The organism is Streptomyces sp. SAS_270, from assembly GCF_052543295.1.
In genome coordinates this window covers 51,813-76,636 of sequence record NZ_JBMNDS010000004.1, presented here as the reverse complement: position 1 = coordinate 76,636, position 24,824 = coordinate 51,813, and the positions used below count along the sequence as shown (strand labels likewise).

At 68.9% G+C, this 24,824-nt stretch carries 21 protein-coding genes and 1 pseudogene; 18 read left to right on the top strand and 4 right to left on the bottom strand.

Going from position 1 to position 24,824, the window contains the following annotated elements; genetic code table 11:
• Positions 1-69 precede the first annotated feature (69 nt).
• From ACN6LB_RS04210 to ACN6LB_RS04200, 3 genes and pseudogenes are all read left to right on the top strand, one after another.
• The gene (locus ACN6LB_RS04210; protein ID WP_445024608.1) at positions 70-765 is read left to right on the top strand and encodes a demethylmenaquinone methyltransferase; all 696 of its coding nucleotides are present in this window, start codon (positions 70-72) and stop codon (positions 763-765) included.
• A gap of 131 nt (positions 766-896) precedes the next feature.
• Positions 897-965: pseudogene (locus ACN6LB_RS04205) on the top strand (zinc-ribbon domain-containing protein); the annotation flags it as partial.
• A 69-nt stretch (positions 966-1,034) separates the two neighbouring features.
• The gene (locus ACN6LB_RS04200; protein WP_445024720.1) at positions 1,035-3,881 is read left to right on the top strand and encodes a hypothetical protein; all 2,847 of its coding nucleotides are present in this window, start codon (positions 1,035-1,037) and stop codon (positions 3,879-3,881) included.
• Positions 3,882-3,893: 12 nt separating this feature from the next.
• On the opposite strand, the gene ACN6LB_RS04195 is transcribed toward ACN6LB_RS04200, so the two are convergent.
• Together ACN6LB_RS04195 and ACN6LB_RS04190 are read right to left on the bottom strand one after the other, a co-directional pair.
• On the bottom strand, positions 3,894-4,229 hold the full coding sequence (locus tag ACN6LB_RS04195; RefSeq protein ID WP_445024607.1) for a PASTA domain-containing protein: 336 nt from the start codon (positions 4,227-4,229) through the stop codon (positions 3,894-3,896).
• A 224-nt stretch (positions 4,230-4,453) separates the two neighbouring features.
• Positions 4,454-4,960 (bottom strand): GNAT family N-acetyltransferase, encoded by a 507-nt coding sequence (locus tag ACN6LB_RS04190; RefSeq protein WP_356147028.1) that lies wholly within the window; start codon positions 4,958-4,960, stop codon positions 4,454-4,456.
• A 98-nt stretch (positions 4,961-5,058) separates the two neighbouring features.
• Here ACN6LB_RS04190 and ACN6LB_RS04185 point away from each other — a divergent pair, with 98 nt between their 5' ends.
• Positions 5,059-6,354, top strand: coding sequence for a geranylgeranyl reductase family protein (locus tag ACN6LB_RS04185; RefSeq protein ID WP_356147025.1), 1,296 nt, complete (start codon positions 5,059-5,061; stop codon positions 6,352-6,354).
• A gap of 76 nt (positions 6,355-6,430) precedes the next feature.
• Here ACN6LB_RS04185 and ACN6LB_RS04180 read toward each other — a convergent pair whose 3' ends face one another.
• The gene (locus ACN6LB_RS04180) at positions 6,431-7,270 is read right to left on the bottom strand and encodes a C40 family peptidase (RefSeq protein WP_445024606.1); all 840 of its coding nucleotides are present in this window, start codon (positions 7,268-7,270) and stop codon (positions 6,431-6,433) included.
• A 712-nt stretch (positions 7,271-7,982) separates the two neighbouring features.
• Between ACN6LB_RS04180 and ACN6LB_RS04175 the strand changes: the two genes are divergently transcribed.
• From ACN6LB_RS04175 to nuoN, 14 genes are read left to right on the top strand one after another with little or no spacing between them, the layout of a single operon-like run.
• Entirely contained in the window at positions 7,983-8,342 is a 360-nt protein-coding gene (locus ACN6LB_RS04175; RefSeq protein ID WP_007383963.1) for an NADH-quinone oxidoreductase subunit A, read from the top strand.
• 13 nt (positions 8,343-8,355) lie between these two features.
• The gene (locus tag ACN6LB_RS04170; RefSeq protein ID WP_003998928.1) at positions 8,356-8,910 is read left to right on the top strand and encodes a NuoB/complex I 20 kDa subunit family protein; all 555 of its coding nucleotides are present in this window, start codon (positions 8,356-8,358) and stop codon (positions 8,908-8,910) included.
• Positions 8,907-9,659, top strand: coding sequence for an NADH-quinone oxidoreductase subunit C (locus tag ACN6LB_RS04165; protein WP_356148803.1), 753 nt, complete (start codon positions 8,907-8,909; stop codon positions 9,657-9,659). Before ACN6LB_RS04170 ends, ACN6LB_RS04165 begins: the two co-directional genes overlap by 4 nt.
• Positions 9,656-10,990 (top strand): NADH-quinone oxidoreductase subunit D, encoded by a 1,335-nt coding sequence (locus tag ACN6LB_RS04160; RefSeq protein WP_445024605.1) that lies wholly within the window; start codon positions 9,656-9,658, stop codon positions 10,988-10,990. The genes ACN6LB_RS04165 and ACN6LB_RS04160 overlap by 4 nt, the downstream gene beginning before the upstream one ends.
• 29 nt (positions 10,991-11,019) lie before the next feature.
• Complete coding sequence (nuoE, locus tag ACN6LB_RS04155) at positions 11,020-11,844, top strand: NADH-quinone oxidoreductase subunit NuoE (RefSeq protein ID WP_445024710.1); 825 nt, start codon at positions 11,020-11,022, stop codon at positions 11,842-11,844.
• Entirely contained in the window at positions 11,844-13,220 is a 1,377-nt protein-coding gene (nuoF, locus tag ACN6LB_RS04150) for an NADH-quinone oxidoreductase subunit NuoF (protein WP_445024604.1), read from the top strand. Before nuoE ends, nuoF begins: the two co-directional genes overlap by 1 nt.
• Positions 13,217-15,721, top strand: a complete 2,505-nt coding sequence (locus ACN6LB_RS04145) for an NADH-quinone oxidoreductase subunit G (protein WP_445024603.1) — start codon at positions 13,217-13,219, stop codon at positions 15,719-15,721. The genes nuoF and ACN6LB_RS04145 overlap by 4 nt, the downstream gene beginning before the upstream one ends.
• On the top strand, positions 15,718-17,094 hold the full coding sequence (gene nuoH / locus ACN6LB_RS04140) for an NADH-quinone oxidoreductase subunit NuoH (RefSeq protein WP_356148406.1): 1,377 nt from the start codon (positions 15,718-15,720) through the stop codon (positions 17,092-17,094). Before ACN6LB_RS04145 ends, nuoH begins: the two co-directional genes overlap by 4 nt.
• On the top strand, positions 17,087-17,689 hold the full coding sequence (gene nuoI, locus ACN6LB_RS04135; RefSeq protein WP_356148403.1) for an NADH-quinone oxidoreductase subunit NuoI: 603 nt from the start codon (positions 17,087-17,089) through the stop codon (positions 17,687-17,689). The genes nuoH and nuoI overlap by 8 nt, the downstream gene beginning before the upstream one ends.
• Complete coding sequence (locus tag ACN6LB_RS04130; protein WP_445024602.1) at positions 17,686-18,543, top strand: NADH-quinone oxidoreductase subunit J; 858 nt, start codon at positions 17,686-17,688, stop codon at positions 18,541-18,543. Before nuoI ends, ACN6LB_RS04130 begins: the two co-directional genes overlap by 4 nt.
• Positions 18,540-18,839 carry an NADH-quinone oxidoreductase subunit NuoK gene (nuoK, locus tag ACN6LB_RS04125; RefSeq protein ID WP_093829093.1) on the top strand — a complete coding sequence of 100 codons (300 nt, stop codon included), beginning with the start codon at positions 18,540-18,542 and terminating at the stop codon, positions 18,837-18,839. The genes ACN6LB_RS04130 and nuoK overlap by 4 nt, the downstream gene beginning before the upstream one ends.
• A 14-nt stretch (positions 18,840-18,853) precedes the next feature.
• Positions 18,854-20,800 (top strand): NADH-quinone oxidoreductase subunit L, encoded by a 1,947-nt coding sequence (gene nuoL, locus ACN6LB_RS04120; RefSeq protein WP_445024601.1) that lies wholly within the window; start codon positions 18,854-18,856, stop codon positions 20,798-20,800.
• Between the two features lie 5 nt (positions 20,801-20,805).
• Positions 20,806-22,377, top strand: coding sequence for an NADH-quinone oxidoreductase subunit M (locus ACN6LB_RS04115; RefSeq protein WP_356148394.1), 1,572 nt, complete (start codon positions 20,806-20,808; stop codon positions 22,375-22,377).
• The gene (gene nuoN, locus ACN6LB_RS04110) at positions 22,374-24,023 is read left to right on the top strand and encodes an NADH-quinone oxidoreductase subunit NuoN (protein ID WP_356148391.1); all 1,650 of its coding nucleotides are present in this window, start codon (positions 22,374-22,376) and stop codon (positions 24,021-24,023) included. The genes ACN6LB_RS04115 and nuoN overlap by 4 nt, the downstream gene beginning before the upstream one ends.
• 91 nt (positions 24,024-24,114) lie before the next feature.
• Here nuoN and ACN6LB_RS04105 read toward each other — a convergent pair whose 3' ends face one another.
• Complete coding sequence (locus ACN6LB_RS04105) at positions 24,115-24,615, bottom strand: hypothetical protein (protein WP_445024600.1); 501 nt, start codon at positions 24,613-24,615, stop codon at positions 24,115-24,117.
• Positions 24,616-24,824: the final 209 nt, after the last annotated feature.

The following is a 24,824-nucleotide window of genomic DNA, read 5'->3' as shown; positions in this document are numbered from 1 at the left end:
GTGAATGAAGACCGGCATACGGGCCGGGTGCTGGAGAGTCGCCCGGTCCGTACTGCCACAATAGGGACCGTGACCCGCGCATCCCTGGACAAGCAGCCGCACGAAGTCGCCTCGATGTTCGACGACGTGGCGGAACGGTACGACCTGACGAACGACGTGCTGTCGCTCGGCCAGGACCGGGTGTGGCGCAAGGAGGTCGCGAAGGCGGTCGACGCCCGGCCCGCGCAGAAGATCCTGGACCTGGCCGCGGGGACAGCCACCTCCTCGCTGCCCTTCGCGCGCACGGGTGCGTACGTCGTCCCCTGCGACTTCTCGCTCGGCATGCTCCGCGTCGGCAAGAAGAACTACCCCTGGCTGCCGCTGACCGCGGGCGACGCGACGAAGCTGCCCTTCAAGGACGACACCTTCGACGCCGTCACGATCTCCTTCGGGCTACGCAACGTCCAGGACACCGACGCCGCGCTCAGCGAGCTGTACCGGGTGACCAAGCCCGGCGGCCGCGTGGTGATCTGCGAGTTCTCGCACCCCACCTGGGCGCCGTTCCGGACCGTCTACACCGAGTACCTGATGCGCGCGCTGCCCCCGGTCGCCCGCGCCGTCTCCTCCAACCCCGACGCGTACGTCTACCTCGCCGAGTCCATCCGCGACTGGCCGAACCAGCCCGCGCTGGCCGAGCTCCTGCAGAAGGCGGGCTGGTCGCAGGTGGCATGGCGGAACCTCACGGGCGGAATCGTGGCGCTGCACCGGGGCTTCAAGCCCGCCTAGCCCCGACGTAGGTCGTACGGAGTCGAATCACTCGTACGAAGGACACGTTGACGGGAACCGGTCAATGGGAAACTCCGTCCGTTGAATACGTCCGATCACGGCACGAGTTCTCTGGACGACGGAGCGTTTCCATGGCGTCGCACTGCCCGCACTGCGGGGTTCCCGGTCCCGACGAGGCCCGCTTCTGCATGCACTGCGGACGCGAGCGGCAGGGACCGGCGGATGCCCGGACGGATGCCCGGACGGATGCCCGGACGGATGTACCGGCGGTGGGTGCATCCGCGGATGTCTCGGCCGATGTGCCGACCGATGTGCCGACCGATGTGCCGACCGATGTGCTGGGCAAGGCGCTGAGCGATGCCCCGGGCGCCGCGTCGGCGGATGTGCCGTCCGAGACACCGGCGGTCGCTGCCGCGGGGAGCCCACCGGTGCCGGGTACGCCGCCCGCACCCGGCGCGGCGCCGACTCCTGGCGCGCCGCCGGCACCGGGTACGCCGCCGCCTCCCGGCGTGTCGCCGACGCCGGGTACGCAGCCCTTGGGGCCGCCGCCACCGGTGTACGCCCCCGGCCCTGCCCGGCAGTCGCCCTTCGGCGCCTTCCTCGGCCGTACGTTCCGCGGTGACTGGGCGGGAGCCGTGCAAGCGGCGCTCTGGCCTGTCGGCCTGCTGCTGATCGCCTCCGTGGCGCTGGGGATTCCCTCCTACGGGCAGTCCTCCGACGGGGGAGAGGCGATCATCGGGTTCGGCGACCGGACGCGGGTCGCCCTCGCCGTGCTGCTGCAGGCGCTCGGCGGCGGCTTCGAGGTGAAGTCGGCGCCCGCGTCGGTGTTCGGCGGGGGCGGCGGAGACAGCGGCCTGGCCGGGGACTTCGAAGGAGGCGGCTCGCTGTCCCTCGTCCCGCTCACCGTCACCGCACTGTGGATCGCGGCGCTCTTCATCGGCGCACGGATGCTGCGGACCCGGACGTTGCGGCTGGAGGCGCTGCGGGCAGCGGCACTGGGCACGGGGATGCCGGGCACGGGGGTGCCGGTTGCGGGGATGCCCTTTGCGGCGGCGCCGGTCGCTGGGATGCCGCGTACGCAGTTCGCGCAGCCCGGCCCGTACGGCGGTGCCCCGCAGAGCACGACCGCCGGGCTCGAGGCCGCCGCCCGGGTCGCGCTTCTGGTGACCGCGGGCGTCCTGGGCCTCGGGCTGGTCGCGCGCCCGACGCTCCTGGGAGTCGTACAGGTCTCGTCGTCGCCGCTGCTCGCCGGGCTGGGAGCCCTTCTGCTCGGGTTCGCGGTCGCGGCCGGCGTACTGCACGGCGACGACCTGGCACGCTGGTCGGCGGCCCGGCCGGGCACGCGGGCTCTGCTGCGCGCGACCGGCACCGCCCTGCGCGCGCTGTCTGTCGTCCTCCTCCTGTGCTCCGTCGTCGCCTTCATCTGCCTCACACAGATCGACGGCCTCGACGACCTGTGGGACACCGACAGCATCTCGCCGCTGGCCGCCGCGCTGCTCGTGCTGCCCAACCTCGCGGTCACGGCCCTTGGCCTGTCCTGGGGCACGCCCATCGTGGGGGAGGCGCGCGGCACGTCGTCGTACAGCTACGGCGGCGGATACGACCACGAGTCGTTCGGCCTCTCCGAACTCGCCGACGTCACCAACTCCTGGGCGATCGTCGGCGCACTGGCCCTCGGCCTCGTCTGCGCCCTGACTGTTGGCGTCATGGCTGCGCGCCGCTCCGCCGACCGCCGCGAACAACTGCTGGCCGCGGGCGTCTTCTACGGCCTCTTCCTGCTGATCGCAGGTTTCGGCGGCCTCGGCTGGGAGCTGTCCGGCAGCAGCTCGGACGACAGCGGGTACGGCTCCGGCTACTCCTCGGGCGGGTCCCGCAGCGGCAGCGTCTCGATCGGCCTCGACTTCCCCTACGCCCTGCTCTTCGGTCTGCTCTGGATCTTCATCGCCGCGTTCGGCGCACCGTATTTGCTGCGGATTGCGGGCATGGGGGCGGGCTCGAAGATGGGCTCGGGGATGGGCCCAGCGATGGGCCCAGCGATGGGCGCGGGGATGGGCTCGGGGATGGCTTCCGTGCCGGGCCTGGGCGCGCCGGTGCCGTCGGAGACCTCGATGCCTCCCGCGACTGCGATGCCTTCGGTGACTCCGCTCCCCCCGGTGACTCCGGTGACCCCGCCGCCCGCGCCCGCTCCGCCGCTGCCAGGCAGTCCCACGCCGGGGCCTGTACCGCCGCCGCAGGCATTCGCCTCACCGCTCCCGGCCCCCGTCTCCGTCCCGGTCCCACCCCCTGCTCCTTTCCCGGGCCCGGTCGCGGCCCCGGCCCCGACCCCGATGCCGTACGACTTCCACACCGTGCACCTCGGGCAGCGGCCGCCCGTCACCCCCACGCCGCGCAGTCGCTCGCTCGTCTGGGTGGTGACCCTTGCCGTGGCATTCGTCGTGGGTGGCGGGGCGGCGGCGGGCGTACTGGTCTGGCAGGACCAGCACTCCGACGGATCCTCGAACAAACCGGCGGCCGGTTCGACGCCGACGGGCGCCGCGACCCCGTCGGCCTCTTCGACCGCTTCCCCGTCCCCGACCTCGCCGGAGTCGCAGACGACCGAGCCCACGGGTACCCCCTCGCTGGAGGCGACGGGGAACGCCACGGACGACGCCACGACGTCATCCGTGGAACTGCCCGACGGCTACCACCAGTCGGGCGACCCCATGGGCTTCTCCTTCGCCGTCCCGGACGGCTGGACACGCGTGGGCGTCAAGAACGGCACCCAGGTCACCTACGCCGGCTCGGCCGGCCTGGAGCACCTCCAGGTCGGCGTCATCGCGAACGCGGGCTACACCTCGTACGACAACTTCGTGACCCTGGAGAAGACCGCCAAGAAGAAGGACACCGACTACCGGCGGATCAAGCTGGAGAAGAACACCTTCCAGGGGCGCGCCGGAGCGATCTGGGAGTACACGTACACCGACGAGTCGGGAGCCACCGTCCACGCGAAGGACCAGGGGTACGTCGCCGCGAACGGAACCGAGTACGCGATCATGATCGTCGGACACGACGACGCCTGGCAGAGCGGTCTCGTGGAGACGTTCCGCGTCGCCCTCGACTCCTGGAAACTCACCTAGGGCGCGGGCGGCTCACCTGAGGATCTCGAACGGGTCGCCCGGCTCGTCGAGTTCGCGGCGCAACCCGCCCGACGGAGGGCCGGGCCGGCGCGGCTCGCGCACCCCCGCGCCGCCGCCCTCACCGTCTCCGAGTTCGAACCACACCGTGATCACGGCGCCACGCGGCACCTCGGCGCCGGGCGGAGGATATTGGCGTACGACGTAGTCGATGACCGCGAGGTGGAAGTCGGGGCGGTCGGGCGCGGCGAGCAGCACGCCCTGCGCCTCGGCCGTCTCGCGCGCGTCCACGGCCATCAGGCCGACCAGTCGCGGGACGCGCACCTCGGGTGTCTTGGGTGTTATGCGCACGGACGTCACCCCCAGCGGTACCGGAAGGGTAAGCCCCGCCGGTCCCGTTCCGGAAGCGTCGGCCGGGACCGTCAGCGCACGAGCAGAGTCGGAGAACCGCCCGTAGTGGAAAACCGGCCGGAGTCGCAGAACCGGCCGGAGTCCTAGAACCAGCCTGTGCCAGAGTTCCGCCAGGGCTGGACCTCCGCTGTGTCAGGCCTCCGCCGGGTCAGACCTCCGCCGGTTCAGAGCGCCAGCCGGTAGCGGTGACCCTCCTCCTGCGATCTCGGGGTCGTGAACCTCTCGGCGAGCTCCATGCCGAGGCGTCTGGTCACCGCGATGGAGCGTTCGTTGCGTGCGTTGACCATGGCGACCACGTCGGTGACGCCCGCCGCGCGCACCCGTTCCAGCGTCATGTGCGCGGCCGCGGTGACGTAACCCCGCCCCCAGTACGCTCGGCCGAGCCGCCAGCCGATCTCGATCTGCCCCGCCGGGCCCCAGGCGTGCGGCCAGGGCTGCGCGCCCGTGAAGCCGATGACCTCGCCCGAGTCGTCGAGCATCGTCCACAGGCAGAAACCGTGCTCCGCGTCATGCCGACGCTGTCGGGCGGTCAGCTCCTCGTACACGGACAGTTCGGCCGCCTTGCCGCCGTGGAACTCCATGACATCCGGGTCGGCGAAGATCCGGTGCCAGGCAAAGGCGTCCTCGTCGGTGGGGACGCGGAGCCGTACGTCGGGGAGAGCTCGGTTCACGGGGCAACCCTTCAGCCGGGTGATCAGTACCGCTGCATAGACTGCCCATGTCCAGTGCCCGTCAGCACGCAGATTTCTAACCTTGGGGAGATCCCGCCGTGACCGAGCCCCAGCCCCTCTCCGAAAACACCGCCGACGTGATCGTCGTCGGGGCCGGGCCAGCCGGTTCCACCACCGCCTACTACCTGGCGAAGGCGGGTCTGGACGTCCTGCTCCTGGAGAAGACCGCCTTCCCGCGCGAGAAGGTCTGCGGCGACGGCCTCACGCCCCGCGCGACCAAGCAGCTCGTCTCGATGGGCATCGACATCTCGGAGGAGGCCGGCTGGCTCCGGAACAAGGGCCTCCGCATCATCGGCGGTGGCGTCCGGCTCCAGCTGGACTGGCCGGAACTCGCCTCCTTCCCCGACTACGGACTCGTCCGCAAGCGCGACGACTTCGACGAGCAGCTGGCCCGGCAGGCGCAGAAGGCGGGCGCCCGGCTGTACGAGCGCTGCAACGTCGGCGCCCCGATCATCGACGACCGCACCGGCCGGATCACCGGTGTGCACGCGAAGCTCGGCGACACCGGTGAGAAGCGCGAGGTCACCTTCCACGCGCCCCTGGTCGTCGCGGCCGACGGCAACTCCACCCGCCTCTCCCTGGCGATGGGCCTGCACCGCCGCGAGGACCGCCCGATGGGCGTCGCGGTCCGCACCTATTTCGAAAGCCCCCGCCACGAGGACGACTACCTGGAGTCCTGGCTGGAGCTGTGGGACCGCCGCGGGGCCGAGGACCGCCTCCTGCCGGGCTACGGCTGGATCTTCGGCATGGGCGACGGCACGTCGAACGTCGGCCTGGGCGTCCTGAACACCTCCGCCTCCTTCAAGGAGCTGGACTGGCGTGAGGTCCTGAAGGCCTGGTGCGCCTCGATGCCGGAGGACTGGGGCTACACCCCGGAGAACATGACGGGCCCGATCCGCGGCGCCGCCCTCCCGATGGCCTTCAACCGCCAGCCCCACTACACGAAGGGGCTGCTGCTGGTCGGCGACGCGGGCGGCCTGGTCAACCCCTTCAACGGCGAGGGCATCGCGTACGCCATGGAGTCCGGCCAGATCGCGGCCGACGTCATCGTCCAGGCCCACGCCCGCGCCACCCCGGCCCAGCGCGAGATCGCCCTCCAGCGCTACCCGCGGGTCCTCAAGGACACCTACGGCGGCTACTACACCCTCGGCCGCGCCTTCGTGAAGCTCATCGGCAACCCGAAGGTCATGAAGATCGCCGCCCAGCGCGGCCTCACGCACCCGATGCTGATGAAGTTCACGCTCAAAATGCTCGCCAACCTCACGGACCCCACCGGCGGCGACGCCATGGACCGCATCATCAACGGCCTGTCCAAGGTGGCCCCGAAGGCCTAGCGGCCCGAGGACGAGGCCGGGTACGCCGATGGTCGCCTCCCCTCGGGGAGGCGACCATCGGCGTACCCACCGCGTGCTAGAGCACCCGCACCGCACCCGAAGCGGGGTAGCCCGAAAGATCCTGGATGACAACGCCCTTGGAGGGGTTGGCCGCGTCCAGGTACTGGCCGTTACCGATGTAGACACCCACGTGGTACGCCGAACCGGCCGAACCCCAGTACAGGACGTCGCCGACCTGGATGTTGGAGAGCGACACCGGCGTACCGGACGTCGACTGGTCCTGTGAGACGCGCGGCAGGTCGACGCCGACCTGCTTGAACGCTGCCTGCACGAGACCGGAGCAGTCCCACGCGTTGGGGCCGGTGCCGCCCATGACGTAGGCGTCGCCGACCTGCGCCTTGAGGAACGAGATGACCGTCGCGACGCTGCCGCTGGCAGGAGCGGAGACATTCGTGGACGTCGACGCGGACGCCGAGGCGGAGAGAACGGTCCGCTCGGAGGAACGCGAGGCGGCCTCGGCGGCAGCAGCCTTGCGAGCGGCCTCCGCCTTCTTCTTCGCCTCAGCCTTCTTCTTGGCGTCGGCGAGGTCCGCCTTGGCCTGCTTGGCGGCCTTCGCGGCGGCCGCGTCGCGCTCGGCCTGCAGCTCGTAGTTCGCCGCGGCCTGCTGTGTGGCGTCAGCGGACTGTGCGACCTGTGCGGCCAGGTCGGCCGTCAGGGCGGGCAGTTCGAGCGTCTGCGTCACGGGCTCGGCTGCGTTCGCCGAACCGGACGCACCGGCGACTGCCAGGGTGCTGAGGACGCCACCGGCAACTCCGGCGCGCATCGCGAGCGTCGACGCGTTGCGGCGGGGCTTCCGGTGGCTGCGTATGTGAGCGGTGTGGGACATGGGTACAACCGGTATCAGGGGCTCCTCCATACCTTCAAGAAACGTGTGGTGCGCCACAGTTGTTCAATCGGCGGCCGAATCTCCCACGCGTCACTCTTTATTGACGCCGTAACGGGCATTGCGGACACAGGTGATCAAGCCCGTGATCATGGCCTTTCATTGTTACGCCCGAATTGCCCGCGTCCTACCACTGGTTGGACCCGGTGGCCAAGCCCGGTTTTTTGGCCCTGCTGTGAATGTGGCGCAGGTCACGGAACGGTCTCCGTGATGGCCGCGTCCCGCGCGTAGGTGGCGGTCGCCCCGCTCGTGAACGCGTGCACGCGTCCACTTCCGTCCACACCTCTCCCTCTGATGTGTGAACGGCCTCATCTATCAAGGGTTCTGGTCCAGCGCCAATTTGCCCTGAACAACCGCGCCTTGATAATGCAAGACGGCCCCGACCAGCAATGATGAGGCAAAATGTCACCTCTTGGTGATCACTCGACTGCTTCGCGTATGAAGATCACCGCTCATCCGACTTCATGATCCTTCGCCGGGTGGTGGAGATCACAAAGTCCTTGATGACCCCCGTGTCGCAGATCACAGACCGGCAGGCATAGGATGCGGGGCAGTTGGGCTTGTGACCTGCTTCACATGTACGCGATCTTCGCCGGGACGGGCGAGGTGCGCGGGGCACGTGAATGAGGGATCGGGTCCGACGCATCCGCCAGCAGTCAGTGCCGACTGAGAGGAGCGAGGAGCGGTGAACGCGTATGCGCCCATCCTCGTACTGGGAGCCCTCGGGGCAGGCTTTGCGATCTTCTCCGTGGTCATGGCCACGCTGATCGGGCCGAAGCGGTACAACCGGGCCAAGCTTGAGGCCTACGAGTGCGGTATCGAGCCGACCCCCACGCCGGCCGGCGGCGGGCGCTTCCCCATCAAGTACTACCTGACGGCGATGCTCTTCATCGTCTTCGACATCGAGATCGTCTTCCTCTACCCCTGGGCCGTCACCTTCGACGCCCTGGGTGTTTTCGGGCTCGTGGAGATGCTGCTCTTCGTGCTCACCGTCTTCGTGGCGTACGCGTACGTATGGCGGCGCGGCGGCCTGGAATGGGACTGAGGGGCCTTTAAGCATGGGACTCGAAGAAAAACTGCCGAGCGGCTTCCTGCTGACCACCGTCGAGCAGGCCGCGGGCTGGGTGCGCAAGGCGTCCGTCTTCCCCGCGACATTCGGACTCGCCTGCTGCGCCATCGAGATGATGACGACCGGCGCCGGGCGCTACGACCTGGCGCGCTTCGGTATGGAGGTCTTCCGCGGGTCACCGCGCCAGGCGGACCTGATGATCGTCGCCGGGCGCGTCAGCCAGAAGATGGCGCCGGTGCTGCGGCAGGTCTATGACCAGATGCCGAACCCCAAGTGGGTGATCTCCATGGGGGTCTGCGCCTCATCGGGCGGAATGTTCAACAACTACGCCATTGTGCAGGGTGTCGACCATATCGTCCCGGTCGACATCTATTTGCCCGGCTGTCCGCCGCGGCCCGAGATGCTGATGGACGCGATTCTCAAGCTCCACCAGAAGATCCAGACCTCCAAGCTCGGCGTGAACGCCGAGGAGGCGGCCCGCGAGGCGGAGGAAGCGGCGCTCAAGGCGCTCCCCACCATCGAGATGAAGGGCCTGCTGCGGTGAGCGACGCGAACGGCAACGGCGCGAGCAACGGGGTGAACCCCGAGAAGGACCTGAGCGCCTCCAACCTCCCCGGCCAGCGTGGTGACGCGGGCGAGGAGATCCGCGTCCAGCGCGGAATGTTCGGCGCCAACAACGGCGGCGACACCTCCGGCTACGGCGGCCTGGTCCGCTCGATCCGGCTCCCTGGCGAGTCCGCCCGCCCCTACGGGGGCTGGTTCGACGAGGTCGCCGACGAGCTGGAAGGCGCCTTGGAGGAACAGGGGCTCGTCCCCGAGAACGCGATCGAGAAGACGGTCGTCGACCGCGACGAGCTCACCTTCCACATCGAACGCGAGTACCTGGTCCGCGTCGCCCAGACCCTGCGCGACGACCCGGCCCTCCGCTTCGAGCTGTGCACCGGCGTCAGCGGAGTCCACTACCCGCACGACAAGGGTCGCGAGTTGCACGCCGTCTATCACCTGCGCTCGATCACCCACAACCGGCTGATCCGCCTCGAAGTCAGCGCCCCCGACGCTGATCCGCACGTCCCGTCACTGGTCCCCGTCTATCCGACGAACGACTGGCACGAGCGCGAGACGTACGACTTCTTCGGCCTGATCTTCGACGGTCACCCGGCGCTGACGCGGATCATGATGCCGGACGACTGGCAGGGCTTCCCGCAGCGCAAGGACTACGCCCTCGGCGGCATCCCCGTCGAGTACAAGGGCGCCCAGATCCCGGCTCCGGACCAGCGGAGGTCGTACTCATGAGCACGCAGACCCCTTCTTCTGCCGCATCCGCCCGTGAGACCACCGAGGGCACCGTATATACGGTGACCGGTGGCGACTGGGACGAGGTCGTCGAGACCGCGGCCAAGTCCGACGACGAGCGCATCATCGTCAACATGGGCCCGCAGCACCCGTCCACCCACGGGGTGCTCCGGCTCATCCTGGAGATCGACGGCGAGACGGTCACCGAGGCCCGCTGCGGCATCGGCTATCTCCACACCGGCATCGAGAAGAACCTCGAGTACCGCACGTGGACGCAGGGCACCACGTTCGTGACGCGCATGGACTACCTGACGCCGTTCTTCAACGAGACGGCGTACTGCCTCGGCGTGGAGAAGCTGCTCGGCATCGAGGAGCAGATCCCCGACCGCGCCTCGATCATCCGGGTGCTCCTGATGGAGCTGAACCGGCTCTCCTCGCACCTGGTGTGCATCGCCACCGGAGGCATGGAGCTGGGCGCCACCACGATCATGATCTACGGCTTCCGTGATCGTGAACTCATTCTCGACATCTACGAACTCATCACCGGCCTGCGGATGAACCACGCGTACATCCGGCCCGGCGGTCTCGCCCAGGACCTGCCGCCCGGCGCGGTGGACCAGATCCGCGAGTTCGTGAAGAAGATGACGAAGAACCTTCCCGAGTACGACAAGCTCGCCACCGGGAACCCCATCTTCAAGGCCCGCATGCAGGACGTCGGCTACCTCGACCTGGCCGGCTGCATGGCCCTCGGCGCCACCGGCCCGGTTCTGCGCTCGGCGGGCCTCCCGCACGACCTGCGCAAGGCGCAGCCGTACTGCGGTTACGAGAACTACGACTTCGAGATCCCGACCGCCGACACCTGCGACTCCTACGGGCGCTTCCTGATCCGTCTGGAGGAGATGCGCCAGTCGCTGCACATCGTCGAGCAGTGCCTGGACCGGCTGCAGCCCGGCCCGGTGATGGTCGCGGACAAGAAGATCGCCTGGCCGGCCCAGCTCGCCCTGGGACCGGACGGACTCGGCAACTCCCTCGACCACATCAAGAAGATCATGGGCACCTCCATGGAGGCCCTGATCCACCACTTCAAGCTGGTGACCGAGGGCTTCCGCGTCCCGCCGGGACAGGCGTACGCGGCGGTCGAGTCGCCCAAGGGCGAACTCGGGGTGCACGTCGTGTCCGACGGAGGCACCCGCCCCTACCGGGTCCACTTCCGCGACCCGTCCTTCACCAATCTGCAGGCCATGGCGGCGATGTGCGAGGGCGGCCAGGTCGCCGACGTCATCGTCGCCGTCGCGTCCATCGACCCCGTGATGGGAGGCGTCGACCGGTGACCACCACCCCCGAGGGCGTCAGCCTGGGCATGCCCCAACTGCCCGCGCCCGACTATCCGGACGATGTCCGAGCCCGGCTGGAGACGGACGCGCGCGAGGTCATCGCCCGCTACCCGGACTCCCGCTCCGCCCTCCTTCCGTTGCTGCATCTCGTGCAGTCGGAGGAGGGGCATGTCACGCGCACCGGCCAGCGGTTCTGCGCCGAGATGCTGGGCCTGACCACGGCCGAGGTCACCGCGGTCGCGACCTTCTACTCGATGTACCGGCGCAGGCCGAGCGGTGACTACCAGGTGGGCGTCTGCACCAACACCCTGTGCGCGGTGATGGGTGGCGACGCCATCTTCGAGGCGCTCCAGGACCACTTGGGCATCGGCAACGGCGAGACCACCGACGACGGCAAGGTCACCCTGGAGCACATCGAGTGCAACGCGGCCTGCGATTTCGCGCCGGTCGTGATGGTCAACTGGGAGTTCTTCGACAACCAGACCGTGGCCTCCGCGAAGCATCTCGTCGACGACCTGCGCACGGGAGCACAGGTCGAGCCCACCCGCGGCGCCCCCTTGTGCACGTTCAAGGACACCGCCCGGATCCTGGCCGGCTTCCCCGACACGCGTGAGGGAGCCGTCGAGGCCACCGGCAGCGCGGGACCCGCCTCGCTGATCGGCCTCCGCCTGGCCAAGGGGGAGACCCACCCCGCGCGCGTGGTCCACCCGCGAGGCTCCGGTGCTCCCCAGGACGAGCGGCCGCACGACCCGTCGCCGACCGAGCACCTCAGCTCGCACGACGCGCCGCAGCAGACGTCGGCCTCCGATCCGTCCCACCCGGCGGGTCCTGTCGCCGAGGAGGGGGAGTGATGACCGTGTCCACCCAGTACGGGGGCACCTCACGGCCGGAGGCCGGGGGAGAGACCAGCCCCGAGAAACTGCTCGCGCCGGTGCTGTCGGCCTTCTGGGACGAGGACAAGTCCTGGACGCTGGACGTCTACCGAAGGCACGAGGGATACGAGGGACTGCGCAAGGCCCTCGCCATGTCGCCGGACGACCTGATCGCGTACGTGAAGGAGTCCGGTCTGCGGGGCCGCGGCGGTGCGGGATTCCCCACCGGAATGAAATGGCAGTTCATTCCGCAAGGAGATGGAAAGCCGCACTATCTAGTTGTCAACGCCGACGAGTCGGAGCCGGGCACCTGTAAGGACATCCCGCTCCTCTTCGCGAACCCGCATAGCCTCATCGAGGGCATTGTGATCGCGTGTTATGCCATTCGGTCGTCGCATGCCTTCATCTATCTGCGCGGTGAAGTGGTCCCAGTGCTGCGGCGGTTGCACGAGGCCGTACGAGAGGCCTACGCGGCGGGCTACCTCGGCGAAAACATCCTGGGCAGCGGGCTCGACATCCAGCTCACCGTGCACGCGGGCGCGGGCGCGTACATCTGCGGTGAGGAGACCGCGCTGCTCGACTCGCTCGAAGGCCGCCGTGGACAACCGCGGCTTCGTCCCCCTTTCCCTGCCGTCGCGGGCCTCTACGCGTGCCCGACTGTTGTAAATAACGTCGAATCCATCGCGTCAGTTCCCGCAATTCTCCAAAAGGGCAAGGAATGGTTCAGGTCGATGGGAAGCGAGAAGTCCCCGGGCTTCACGCTCTACTCGCTCAGCGGCCATGTCGCCAGCCCCGGCCAGTACGAGGCCCCGCTCGGCATCACACTGCGTCAACTCCTCGACATGAGCGGCGGGATCAGGCCCGGTCACCAGCTGAAGTTCTGGACGCCGGGCGGCTCCTCGACCCCGATGTTCACCGACGAGCACCTCGACGTCCCTCTTGATTACGAAGGAGTGGGCGCCGCGGGTTCCATGCTCGGCACAAAAGCACTCCAGTGCTTCGACGAGACGACCTGCGTCGTACGCGCCGTCACCCGCTGGACCGAGTTCTATGCCCACGAGTCCTGCGGCAAGTGCACGCCCTGCCGCGAAGGCACGTACTGGCTCGTGCAGTTGCTGCGCGACATCGAGGCGGGCAAGGGCGTCATGTCCGACCTCGACAAGCTGAACGACATCGCCGACAACATCAACGGCAAGTCCTTCTGCGCCCTCGGCGACGGTGCCGCGTCGCCGATCTTCTCCTCGCTCAAGTACTTCCGCGAGGAGTACGAGCAGCACATCACGGGCCGCGGCTGCCCCTTTGACCCGGCCAAGTCGACGGCCTGGGCGGACAAGCACACGGAGGTGAACGCATGACGGTGACCACCAGCGCTCCCTCCGGAGGGGGAGAGGCGGCGGTTCCGCCGGAAGATCTCGTCTCGCTGACGATCGACGGCGCCGAGATCAGCGTGCCCAAGGGCACCCTGGTCATCCGGGCCGCCGAACAACTCGGCATCGAGATCCCCCGCTTCTGCGACCACCCGCTCCTCGACCCGGTCGGCGCCTGCCGCCAGTGCATCATCGAGGTCGAAGGCCAGCGCAAGCCGATGGCGTCCTGCACGATCACCTGTACGGACGGGATGGTCGTCAAGACGCATCTCACCTCGCCCGTCGCCGAGAAGGCCCAGCACGGTGTGATGGAGCTGCTGCTCATCAACCACCCGCTGGACTGCCCGGTCTGCGACAAGGGCGGCGAGTGCCCGCTGCAGAACCAGGCCATGTCGCACGGCAACTCCGAGTCCCGCTTCGAAGGAAAGAAGCGGACCTACGAGAAGCCCGTCCCGATCTCCACGCAGGTGCTGCTCGACCGTGAACGGTGCGTGCTGTGCGCCCGCTGCACCCGGTTCAGCAACCAGATCGCGGGCGACCCGATGATCGAGCTGGTCGAGCGAGGGGCGCTCCAGCAGGTCGGCACCGGTGAGGGCGACCCCTTCGAGTCGTACTTCTCCGGGAACACGATCCAGATCTGCCCCGTGGGCGCGCTCACGTCGGCGGCGTACCGCTTCCGCGCCCGCCCCTTCGACCTGATCTCCACGCCGAGTGTCTGCGAACACTGCTCCGGCGGCTGCGCGACGCGCACCGACCACCGGCGCGGCAAGGTCATGCGGCGCCTGGCGGCAGCGGACCCCGAGGTCAACGAGGAGTGGATCTGCGACAAGGGGCGGTTCGGCTTCCGGTACGCACAGCAGACCGATCGCCTCACCACCCCTCTGGTCCGCAACGCGGAAGGTGTCCTGGAACCCGCTTCCTGGCCTGAGGCCCTGGAGGCGGCGGCTCAGGGGCTGGGAGGTGCCCGGGGCCGGACCGGTGTCCTGACCGGCGGCCGTCTCACCGTCGAGGACGCCTACGCGTACAGCAAGTTCGCGCGCGTGGCCCTCGACACGAACGACATCGACTTCCGCGCGCGCGTGCACAGCGCCGAGGAGGCCGACTTCCTGGCCGCCCGGGTCGCCGGACGTGGACGGGACCTCGACGGTACGGGGGCCACGTACACCGCGCTGGAGAAGGCGCCCGCCGTCCTGCTCGTCGGTTTCGAGTCCGAGGAGGAGGCGCCCGGCGTCTTCCTGCGACTGCGCAAGGCCTGGCGCGCGCACAAGCAGCGGACGTTCTCGCTCGCCACGCACGTGACGCGGGGCCTGGAGAAGGCGGGCGGCACGCTGCTGCCCGCCGCACCCGGCACCGAGACCGAGTGGCTGGACGCCCTCGCGAGTGGCGTGGGTCTGGAGGGCGACGGTGCCAGGGCGGCCGAGGCGCTGCGTGCCGAGGGCGCCGTGCTCGTCGTCGGTGAGCGGCTCGCCGCCGTGGCCGGCGGGCTCACCGCGGCCGTACGGGCCGCGTCCGCGACCGGCGCCGAGCTGGTGTGGATTCCGCGCCGGGCCGGTGAGCGCGGCGCGATCGAGGCGGGCGCGCTGCCGTCGCTGCTGCCGGGCGGCCGCCCGGCCACCGACCCGCGCGCGCGGGACGAGGTCGCCGCCGCCTGGGGCGTCTCCGAACTCCCGCACCGCTACGGCCGCGACACCGGGCAGATCGTCGAGGCCGCCGCCGGCGGTGAACTGCGGGCGCTGGTGGTGGCGGGCGTGGAGGTCGCCGACCTTCCCGACCCGGCACGCGCGCGTGCTGCCCTTTCCGAAGTGGGCTTCCTGGTGTCGCTCGAACTGCGTCCCAGTGAGGTCACCGAACACGCGGACGTCGTCCTTCCGGTGGCCGCGGTCGCCGAGAAGGCGGGCACCTTCCTCAACTGGGAAGGACGAGTGCGCTTCTTCGAAGCCGCGCTCAAGCCCGAGCAGATGACCCGCCGCCTGGCACCCACCGACGCGCGGGTGCTGCAGATGCTGGCCGACGCCATGGACGTACACCTCGGTCTGCCGGATCTGCGGACCGCGCGCGGGGAGCTGGACCGGCTCGGAGCCTGGGACGGGCCGCGGGCCACCGAGCCCCTGGAGAGCGCCGCTCAACTGCCCCGCCCCGCTGCCGGGGAGGCCGTGCTCGCGGGCCACCGGCTGCTGCTCGACCAGGGCCGTCTCCAGGACGGCGACGCGGCACTGGCCGGGACCCGGCACGCCGCCCACGCGCGCGTGTCGGCCGCCACGGCCGCCGAAGCGGGCGTCAAGAACGGCGACATCCTCGCTGTCACAGGCTCCGCCGGAACCGCCGCGTTCCCGCTGGAGATCACGGAAATGCCCGACCGCGTGGTCTGGCTTCCGCTGAACTCCGCCGGGTCGGGCGTCGCCTCCGACACCGGTGCGGTACCCGGCGCCCTCGTCCGAATCGGCCCGGCGACCCTCGCCCCCGAGGCCCCCAAGGAGGTGGAGGCATGACTCCGTACCTCGCCGCTGAAGACCTGTCGATGTTCGGCCACGACCCGTGGTGGCTGGTCGTCATCAAGGCGGTCTTCTGCTTCGCCTTCCTGATGATCACCGTGCTCTTCTCCATCGTGTGGGAGCGCAAGGTCGTCGCCTGGATGCAGCTGCGCATCGGCCCCAACCGGCACGGCCCCTGGGGCATGCTCCAGTCGCTCGCCGACGGCATCAAGCTGATGCTCAAGGAAGACGTCATCGTCAAGCGCGCGGACAAGGTGGTGTACGTCCTCGCGCCGATCGTCGCGGCCATTCCGGCCTTCATGGCGATCGCGGTGATCCCCTTCGGGCCCTCCGGCAACGAGGTCTCGATCCTCGGCCACCGTACAACGATGCAGCTCACCGACCTGCCGATCGCGATGCTCTACATCCTCGCGGTCGCCTCGGTCGGCATCTACGGGATCGTTCTTGCGGGTTGGAGTTCTGGATCCACCTATCCGCTGCTGGGCGGTCTGCGCTCCTGCGCGCAGATGATCTCGTACGAGATCGCCATGGGCGCCGCGTTCGCGTCGGTGTTCCTCTACTCCGGGTCGATGTCGACCTCGACGATCGTCGAACAGCAGCACGACCGCTGGTACATCATCCTGCTGCCGGTCTCGTTCCTGATCTACATCATCACGATGGTCGGCGAGACCAACCGCGCCCCCTTCGACATGCCGGAGTCCGAGGGCGACCTCGTCGGCGGCTTCAACACCGAGTACTCGTCCATCAAGTTCGCGCTGTTCATGCTCGCCGAGTACGTGAACATGGTGACGGTCTCGGCCGTGTCGACCACCCTCTTCCTGGGCGGCTGGCGGGCCCCGTGGCCCATCAGTACTTTCTGGGAGGGCGCCAACCACGGCTGGTGGCCGATGCTCTGGTTCACCATCAAGGTCCAGTTGCTGCTGTTCTTCTTCATCTGGCTGCGCGGCACCCTCCCGCGCGTCCGCTACGACCAGCTGATGAAGCTCGGCTGGAAGGTCCTCATCCCGGTCTCCGTGGTCTGGCTGATGCTCGTAGCCACCGTGCGGACCCTCAGGAACGAGAACTACGACTTCGCCGACATCGCTCTGTACGTCGGTGGCGGAGTCCTTGTCCTGCTGCTGCTCTCCTTCGCGGCCGACATCTTCCGCGACCGCTCCGGCAAGGAGCAGGAGGCGCCCGCCGAGCCCGCCGCCTTCGACCCGATGGGGGGCGGCTTCCCCGTGCCACCACTGCCGGGACAGGAGTTGCCGCCGGTGCCGCGACGCCGCCCGCGCCGCGAGCGCGAGTTGATTGTCAGTGGCGGGTCGGATACTGCGAGTGACGGACCGATTGGCGGAACTCGTGACGGAAAGGAGGGGTCCGATGGCTGAGGAGCCGAAGGAGACCAAGCCCGGTTTCATGAACCCCGTCGCCGGCTTCGGCGTGACCTTCAAGGCCATGTTCAAGAAGCGGCTGACCGAGCAGTACCCGGAGCAGCAGAAGACCACCGCACCGCGGTTCCACGGCCGGCATCAGCTCAACCGCCACCCGGACGGCCTGGAGAAGTGCGTCGGTTGCGAGCTGTGCGCCTGGGCCTGTCCCGCGGACGCCATCTATGTGGAGGGCGCGGACAACACCGACGAGGAGCGCTACTCGCCGGGCGAGCGGTACGGCCGCGTCTACCAGATCAACTACGCCCGCTGCATCCTGTGCGGCCTGTGCATCGAGGCGTGCCCCACACGCGCGCTCACGATGACGAACGAGTTCGAGCTCGCCGACAGCAGCCGCGCCAACCTCATCTACACCAAGGAGCAGCTGCTCGCAGGTCTGGAAGAGGGCATGGTCGACTCGCCGCACTCGATCTTCCCCGGCATGGACGAGCAGGACTACTACCGGGGACTGGTGACGGAGGCCGCGCCCGGCACCGAGCGCCAGGTCGCCGCCTCCAAGGGGCAGAAGCCCGAAGAAGAGGGGGTGGAGGCATGAGCGCGCAGCTCGCCGCCGCAGCCACTCTTTCCGCCGGCACCTCCACCGGTGAGGCCTTCCAGTTCTGGGTCCTCGGCACGGTGGCCGTGATGGGCGCCCTGTGCACCGTCTTCATGAAGAAGGCCGTGCACAGCGCGCTCTGCCTCGCCGGAACCATGATCATTCTGGCGGTGTTCTACCTCGCCAACGGGGCCTACTTCCTGGGCATCGTCCAGATCGTCGTCTACACCGGCGCGATCATGATGCTGTTCCTCTTCGTCGTCATGCTTGTCGGTGTCACCGCGGCGGACTCCCTGAAGGAGACCATCAAGGGCCAGCGCTGGCTGGCCCTGGTGTGCGGCCTCGGCTTCGGCGTCCTGCTGTGCGCGGGCATCGGCAACGCCTCCCTCACGGAGTTCAACGGCCTGGCGAAGGCCAACGCGAACGGCAACGTGGAGGGCCTCGCCGCCCTCATCTTCACGAAGTACGTGTTCGCCTTCGAAATCACCGGCGCCCTGCTCATCACCGCCGCCGTCGGCGCCATGGTCCTCACGCACCGCGAGCGCACCGAGCGCGCCAAGACCCAGCGCGAGCTGTCCGAGCAGCGCGTACGGGAGGGCAAGCACCTGCCGCCGCTGCCGGCTCCGGGCGTCTATGCCCGGCACAACGCGGTGGACATCGCGGGCCTCCTCCCGGACGGCACCCCGTCCGAGCTCACTGTCAACAAGACGCTGCGCGAGCGCGGTCAGGTCCGTGACGTGTCGACCGATGCACTGAACGACCTGCGGGCCCTGGAACAGCGTGCCGAGGAGCGCCTGGAGCGCACCGAGGCCGAGCCGGTGCACCTCAAGAGGGCCGAGGAGGCGTCGAAGTGAATCCCGTCAACTATCTGTATCTCGCCGCCCTGTTGTTCACGATCGGCGCCACCGGCGTGCTGATCAGGCGGAACGCGATCGTGGTGTTCATGTGCGTCGAGCTCATGCTCAACGCCTGCAACCTCGCGTTCGTCACCTTCTCCCGCATGCACGGCAATCTCGACGGCCAGATCATCGCCTTCTTCACGATGGTCGTCGCCGCCGCGGAGGTCGTGGTCGGGCTCGCGATCATCGTGTCGCTGTTCCGTTCCCGCCACTCGGCCTCGGTCGACGACGCCAGCCTGATGAAGCTCTGAGGGGTCGCTGAATCGTGGACAACCTGATTGCGCTGCTCGTAGCGGCGCCTCTGCTCGGAGCGGCCGTACTGCTGTGCGGCGGACGGCGGCTCGATGCCGTCGGCCACTGGATCGGCACGGCACTCGCGGCCTCCTCCTTCGTCATCGGCGTGACCCTCTTCACCAACATGCTGGGCAAGGACGCCGAACACCGGGCCATCGGCCAGCACCTGTTCAGCTGGGTCCCGGTCGCCGGCTTCAAGGCCGACATCTCCTTCCAGCTCGACCAGCTGTCGATGACGTTCGTGCTGCTGATCACCGGCGTCGGCTCGCTCATCCACCTGTACTCGATCGGGTACATGGAGCACGACGAGCGCCGCCGCCGCTTCTTCGGCTATCTGAACCTGTTCCTCGCGGCGATGCTCCTGCTCGTCCTCGCCGACAACTACCTGTTGCTGTACGTCGGCTGGGAGGGCGTGGGCCTCGCCTCGTACCTGCTGATCGGCTTCTGGCAGCACAAGCCCAGCGCCGCCACCGCCGCGAAGAAGGCCTTCCTGGTCAACCGCGTCGGCGACATGGGCCTGTCGATCGCCATCATGCTGATGTTCACCACCTTCGGGACCTTCGCCTTCGGGCCGGTGCTGGAAGCCACCGGTGACACCTCCGAGGGCAAGCTCACCGCCATCGGCCTGATGCTGCTGCTCGCCGCCTGCGGCAAGTCCGCCCAGGTGCCGCTGCAGTCCTGGCTCGGCGACGCGATGGAGGGCCCGACCCCGGTCTCGGCCCTCATCCACGCCGCGACCATGGTCACCGCGGGTGTGTACCTGATCGTCCGCTCCGGAGCGATCTTCAACGCCGCGCCGGACGCCCAGCTGGCCGTCACCGTCGTCGGCGCGGTCACGCTGCTGTTCGGTGCGATCGTCGGTTGTGCGAAGGACGACATCAAGAAGGCGCTGGCCGGCTCGACGATGTCGCAGATCGGCTACATGGTGCTGGCCGCGGGCCTCGGCCCCATCGGCTACGTCTTCGCGATCATGCACCTGGTGACGCACGGCTTCTTCAAGGCCGGGCTCTTCCTCGGCGCCGGTTCGGTCATGCACGGCATGAACGACGAGGTCGACATGAGGAAGTACGGCGGCCTCAGGAAGTACATGCCGGTCACGTTCTGGACGTTCGGTCTCGGCTACCTCGCGATCATCGGTTTCCCGGGCCTGTCGGGCTTCTTCTCCAAGGACAAGATCATCGAGGCGGCCTTCGCCAAGGGCGGCACCGAGGGCTGGATCCTCGGCGGCACGGCCCTGCTGGGCGCGGCCATCACGGCGTACTACATGACGCGCGTGATGCTGATGACGTTCTTCGGAGAGGAGCGCTGGCGCAACGCGCCGACGCCGTCCCCGGCGGAGTCGAGCGTGGAGCCCGCCGCCGAGACACGCGGTGAACACACCGAGCCGCACCCGCACGAGTCGCCCAAGTCCATGACGATCCCGATGATCGTGCTGGCCTTCGGATCGGTCTTCGCGGGCGGTCTGTTCAGCATCGGAAACCCGTTCCTGCACTGGCTGGAGCCGGTCACCGGGCACGAAGAGGGCAACTCGCCCGTCAGCGCCCTGACGGTCACCCTCGCCACCATGGCGGTCCTCGTCGTCGGCGCCGGAATCGCGTACGCCCAGTACGGGCGCCGTCCCGTGCCGGTCGTCGCCCCGCGCGGATCGCTGCTCACCCGGGCCGCCCGACGCGACCTGCTCCAGGACGACTTCAACCACGTCGTGCTGGTGCGCGGCGGGGAGCACCTCACCCGCTCCCTGGTGTACGTCGACCACACCCTGGTCGACGGTGTCGTCAACGGCACGGCGGCCTCGATGGGCGGCCTCTCCGGACGGCTGCGCAAGCTGCAGAACGGCTACGCGCGCTCGTACGCGGTCTCGATGTTCGGCGGTGCGGCGGTCCTCATCGCTCTGACCCTGCTGATGAGGGCGGTCTGATACCGATGTCCTTTCCTCTGCTGACAGCGACGGCGGCGCTCCCGGCTCTCGGGGCGATCGCCACGGCCGCCGTGCCGGCCGCGCGGCGCGTCGCCGCCAAGTGGCTGGCGCTGCTCGTCTCGCTCGCCACTCTGGCGCTCGCCGCCGTGACCCTGGTGCGCTTCGACCCCGACGGGGATCGCTACCAGCTCACCGAATCGCATGCCTGGATCAAGGACTTCGGGGTGCGCTACGAGCTGGGCGTGGACGGCATCGGGGTGGCGCTCCTCGCGTTGACCGCGCTGCTCATCCCGTTCATCATCCTCGCGGGCTGGCACGACGCCGACCCGCACGAGACCGGCAACACGCGCTGGCGGCCCACTCAGGGCTTCTTCGCCCTGATCCTGGCCGTCGAGGCGATGGTGATCATCTCCTTCGAGGCCACCGACGTCTTCCTCTTCTACATCTTCTTCGAAGCCATGCTCATCCCGATGTACTTCCTCATCGGCGGCTTCGGCGACAAGGCCCACGAGCACGGTGACGAGGTGGCGGCGACGCAACGCTCGTACGCCGCCGTGAAGTTCCTCCTCTACAACCTGGTCGGCGGCCTCATCATGCTGGCCGCCGTAATCGGCCTCTACGTAGTGGCCGGGAACTTCTCGCTCCAGCAGATCGCCGAGGCCCGGGCCAACGGGTCGCTGCACATGGCGACGAGCACCGAGCGCTGGCTGTTCCTCGGGTTCTTCTTCGCCTTCGCGGTGAAGGCGCCCCTGTGGCCGCTCCACACCTGGCTGCCCAACGCCATGGGGGAAGCCACCACCCCGGTCGCGGTACTGATCACGGCGGTCGTCGACAAGGTCGGCACCTTCGCGATGCTCCGCTTCTGCCTCCAGCTCTTCCCGGAGGCGAGCAAGTGGGCGACGCCCGTCATCCTCGTCCTCGCCCTGATCAGCATCATCTACGGGGCGCTGCTCGCCGTCGGCCAGCGGGACATCAAGCGGCTGGTGGCGTACGCGTCGATCTCGCACTTCGGGTTCATCATCCTGGGCATCTTCGCGATGACCAGCCAGGGCCAGTCGGGCGCGACGCTCTACATGGTCAACCACGGGATCTCGACGGCCGCCCTGATGCTGGTGGCGGGCTTCCTGATCTCGCGGCGCGGCTCGCGTCTGATCGCCGACTACGGAGGCGTGCAGAAGGTCGCCCCGGTGCTCGCGGGCACGTTCCTGATCGGTGGTCTCGCCACCCTCTCGCTGCCGGGCCTCGCGCCCTTCGTGAGTGAGTTCCTGGTCCTGGTCGGCACGTTCACGCGCTACCCGGCGGTCGGGATCATCGCGACCTTCGGCATCGTCCTCGCCGCGCTCTACACACTCGTCCTCTACCAGCGGACGATGACGGGCCCGGTGAAGGCGGAGGTCGCCGAAATGCCCGACCTCAGGGTGCGGGAGCTGCTGGTCGTCGCCCCGCTGATCGCGCTGCTGATCTTCCTGGGTGTCTACCCGAAGCCGGTCACCGACATCGTCAACCCGGCGGTCAAGCAGACCATGTCAGACGTACACAAAAAGGACCCCAAGCCCGAGGTGGAGGCGGCCAAGTGAGCGCAACAGCCGTCCACAGCCTGTGGACAATGGCGGCAGATCCGATCGACAAGATCGACGCGCCGAAGATCGAATACGCACAATTGTCGCCCACCTTGATCGTCATCGGGGCGGCGGTCGTCGGGGTACTGGTCGAGGCGTTCGTGCCGCGCAAGTTCCGCTACTACGCCCAGGTGTTCGTGTCCGTCGTCGCGCTCGCGGCCGCCTTCGCAGCGGTCGTCGGGCTCGCGGCGGGTGGATACGGCACCACGAAGGCGCACATCGCGGCGATGGGCGCGATCGCGGTCGACGGACCGTCCCTGTTCCTGCAGGGCACGATCCTGCTCGTCGGCATCCTCGGCGTCTTCACCTTCGCCGAGCGCCGCCTCGACCCGGAGTCACACGGCAACCGCGTCGACTCCTTCGCCGCGCAGGCCGCCTCCGTGCCGGGCAGCGACAGCGAGAAAGCCGCGGTCAAGGCCGGGTTCACCACCACCGAGGTGTTCCCGCTGCTGCTCTTCGCGATCAGCGGCATGCTGGTCTTCCCGTCGGCCAACGACCTGCTGACGCTGTTCATCGCGCTGGAAGTGTTCTCCCTCCCGCTGTACCTGCTGTGCGCCGTGGCCCGCCGCAAGCGGCTCATGTCGCAGGAGGCCGCGGTCAAGTACTTCCTGCTCGGCGCCTTCGCCTCCGCGTTCACGCTCTTCGGTATCGCCCTGCTGTACGGCTACGCGGGCTCGGTGTCGTACGCGCGGATCGCGCAGGTCGTCGACGGCACCGTCCAGAACGTCGACCCGGCGCTCGCCGGCACCATGGGCAACGACGTGCTGCTGCTCATCGGCGCCGCCATGGTCGTCATGGGGCTGCTCTTCAAGGTCGGCGCGGTGCCGTTCCACATGTGGACCCCGGACGTGTACCAGGGAGCACCGACCCCGGTCACCGGTTTCATGGCCGCCGCGACCAAGGTGGCCGCCTTCGGCGCGCTGCTGCGTCTGCTGTACGTCGTCCTGCCGGGCCTGCGCTGGGACTGGCGGCCCGTCATGTGGGCCGTCGCGATCGTCACCATGCTGGGCGGTGCGATCGTCGCGATCACGCAGACCGACATCAAGCGGCTGCTGGCGTACTCGTCCATCGCGCACGCGGGCTTCATCCTTGCGGGTGTCATCGCGACGACCCCGGACGGAGTGTCCTCCGTCCTCTTCTACCTGGGCGCGTACTCGTTCGTCACGATCGGCGCCTTCGCCGTCGTCACGCTCGTCCGCGACGCGGGCGGCGAGGCGACCCACCTGTCCAAGTGGGCCGGCCTCGGACGCAGGTCTCCGCTGGTGGCGGCCGTGTTCGCGGTCTTCCTGCTCGCTTTCGCAGGCATTCCGCTGACCTCCGGCTTCGCCGGGAAGTTCGCCGTGTTCAAGGCGGCGGCGGAGGGCGGCGCGGGAGCGCTGGTGGTGGTCGGTGTGATCTCGTCGGCGATCGCGGCGTTCTTCTACATCCGCGTGATCGTGCTCATGTTCTTCAGCGAGCCCCGGCCGGAGGGCCCGACGGTCGCTGTGCCGTCGCCCCTGACCATGACCGCGATCGCGGTGGGAGTGGCGGTCACGCTGGTGCTCGGTGTGGCACCGCAGTACTTCCTGGATCTGGCGGGGCAGGCGGGCGTCTTCGTCCGCTGATCCGCCGCAACTTCACCGCACGCGGGCACCGGGCCCCGGTCTCCTCAGGGAGCCGGGCCCCGACGCATGCGCCCGTGGGGCAGCTCGCGGGTCAGGCAGCCGGGCAGGTCACTCTGGGATTCCACGAGTAGAACAGGCCGCGGGGGTTGGACTTGTAGATCCAGGCGTGGAGCGTGAAGTGGCCGGGCAACTCGTTCTTCTGGAACTTCTCGCCGAAAAGCTTCGGCGTGGCCTGGCCCGTGTCCGCGACCACCCACTCGACAGCGACGAGCCGACGCTTGCCGTCGCCCCGGTCCTCGTACAGGACGGCCGCCGGCTTGGCGGGGTCGAGCGAACCGATGTACTTCGGTTTGACGTAGTGGTAGCCCATGCCGCCCACCGGCGGGTTGGCGACGCAGTCGTTGGTGCGGGCGTACCCGGCGGCGACGGCGAACGGCTCGTACCCGTACGCGGAGGTCGCCTGATACGTCGTGGACAGATCGGTCCAGACCCGGGGATCGGGGTCGGTCGCCGCCTGGGCGGGAGCGGCGGTCAGGGCCAGCGACGCTGCCGCCGCCAGGGCGCAGACGGCCTTCAGGGGACGTGCGGGCATGCGGGGGGACTCCTTGGGATGAGGGGAAGGCACCCGGGAGGGCGCCCGTCCGGCGGCGGGCCTCCCCCGTCCCGCACGAGCAGCATTGCCGCAATGCCCGACGGTCGCCATCCGGGTGGCCCGACGGGCTGACAGCGGGCCGAACCGGCCGCGGCCGCCCGATCGGGCAGCCTGTGGATAACTCCGACGCTGTCAGCGCGGAGGCCTAT

Excerpts from the sequence above, each read along its gene's own strand:
- ACN6LB_RS04180 (WP_445024606.1), bottom strand. The coding sequence starts at position 7,270 with ATGGAGGAGCCCCTGATACCGGTTGTACCCATGTCCCACACCGCTCAC.
- ACN6LB_RS04170 (WP_003998928.1), top strand. The coding sequence starts at position 8,356 with ATGGGACTCGAAGAAAAACTGCCGAGCGGCTTCCTGCTGACCACCGTC.
- ACN6LB_RS04160 (WP_445024605.1), top strand. The coding sequence starts at position 9,656 with ATGAGCACGCAGACCCCTTCTTCTGCCGCATCCGCCCGTGAGACCACC.
- nuoE (WP_445024710.1), top strand. The coding sequence starts at position 11,020 with ATGCCCCAACTGCCCGCGCCCGACTATCCGGACGATGTCCGAGCCCGG.
- nuoF (WP_445024604.1), top strand. The coding sequence starts at position 11,844 with ATGACCGTGTCCACCCAGTACGGGGGCACCTCACGGCCGGAGGCCGGG.
- ACN6LB_RS04145 (WP_445024603.1), top strand. The coding sequence starts at position 13,217 with ATGACGGTGACCACCAGCGCTCCCTCCGGAGGGGGAGAGGCGGCGGTT.
- nuoH (WP_356148406.1), top strand. The coding sequence starts at position 15,718 with ATGACTCCGTACCTCGCCGCTGAAGACCTGTCGATGTTCGGCCACGAC.
- nuoI (WP_356148403.1), top strand. The coding sequence starts at position 17,087 with ATGGCTGAGGAGCCGAAGGAGACCAAGCCCGGTTTCATGAACCCCGTC.
- ACN6LB_RS04130 (WP_445024602.1), top strand. The coding sequence starts at position 17,686 with ATGAGCGCGCAGCTCGCCGCCGCAGCCACTCTTTCCGCCGGCACCTCC.
- ACN6LB_RS04115 (WP_356148394.1), top strand. The coding sequence starts at position 20,806 with ATGTCCTTTCCTCTGCTGACAGCGACGGCGGCGCTCCCGGCTCTCGGG.
- ACN6LB_RS04105 (WP_445024600.1), bottom strand. The coding sequence starts at position 24,615 with ATGCCCGCACGTCCCCTGAAGGCCGTCTGCGCCCTGGCGGCGGCAGCG.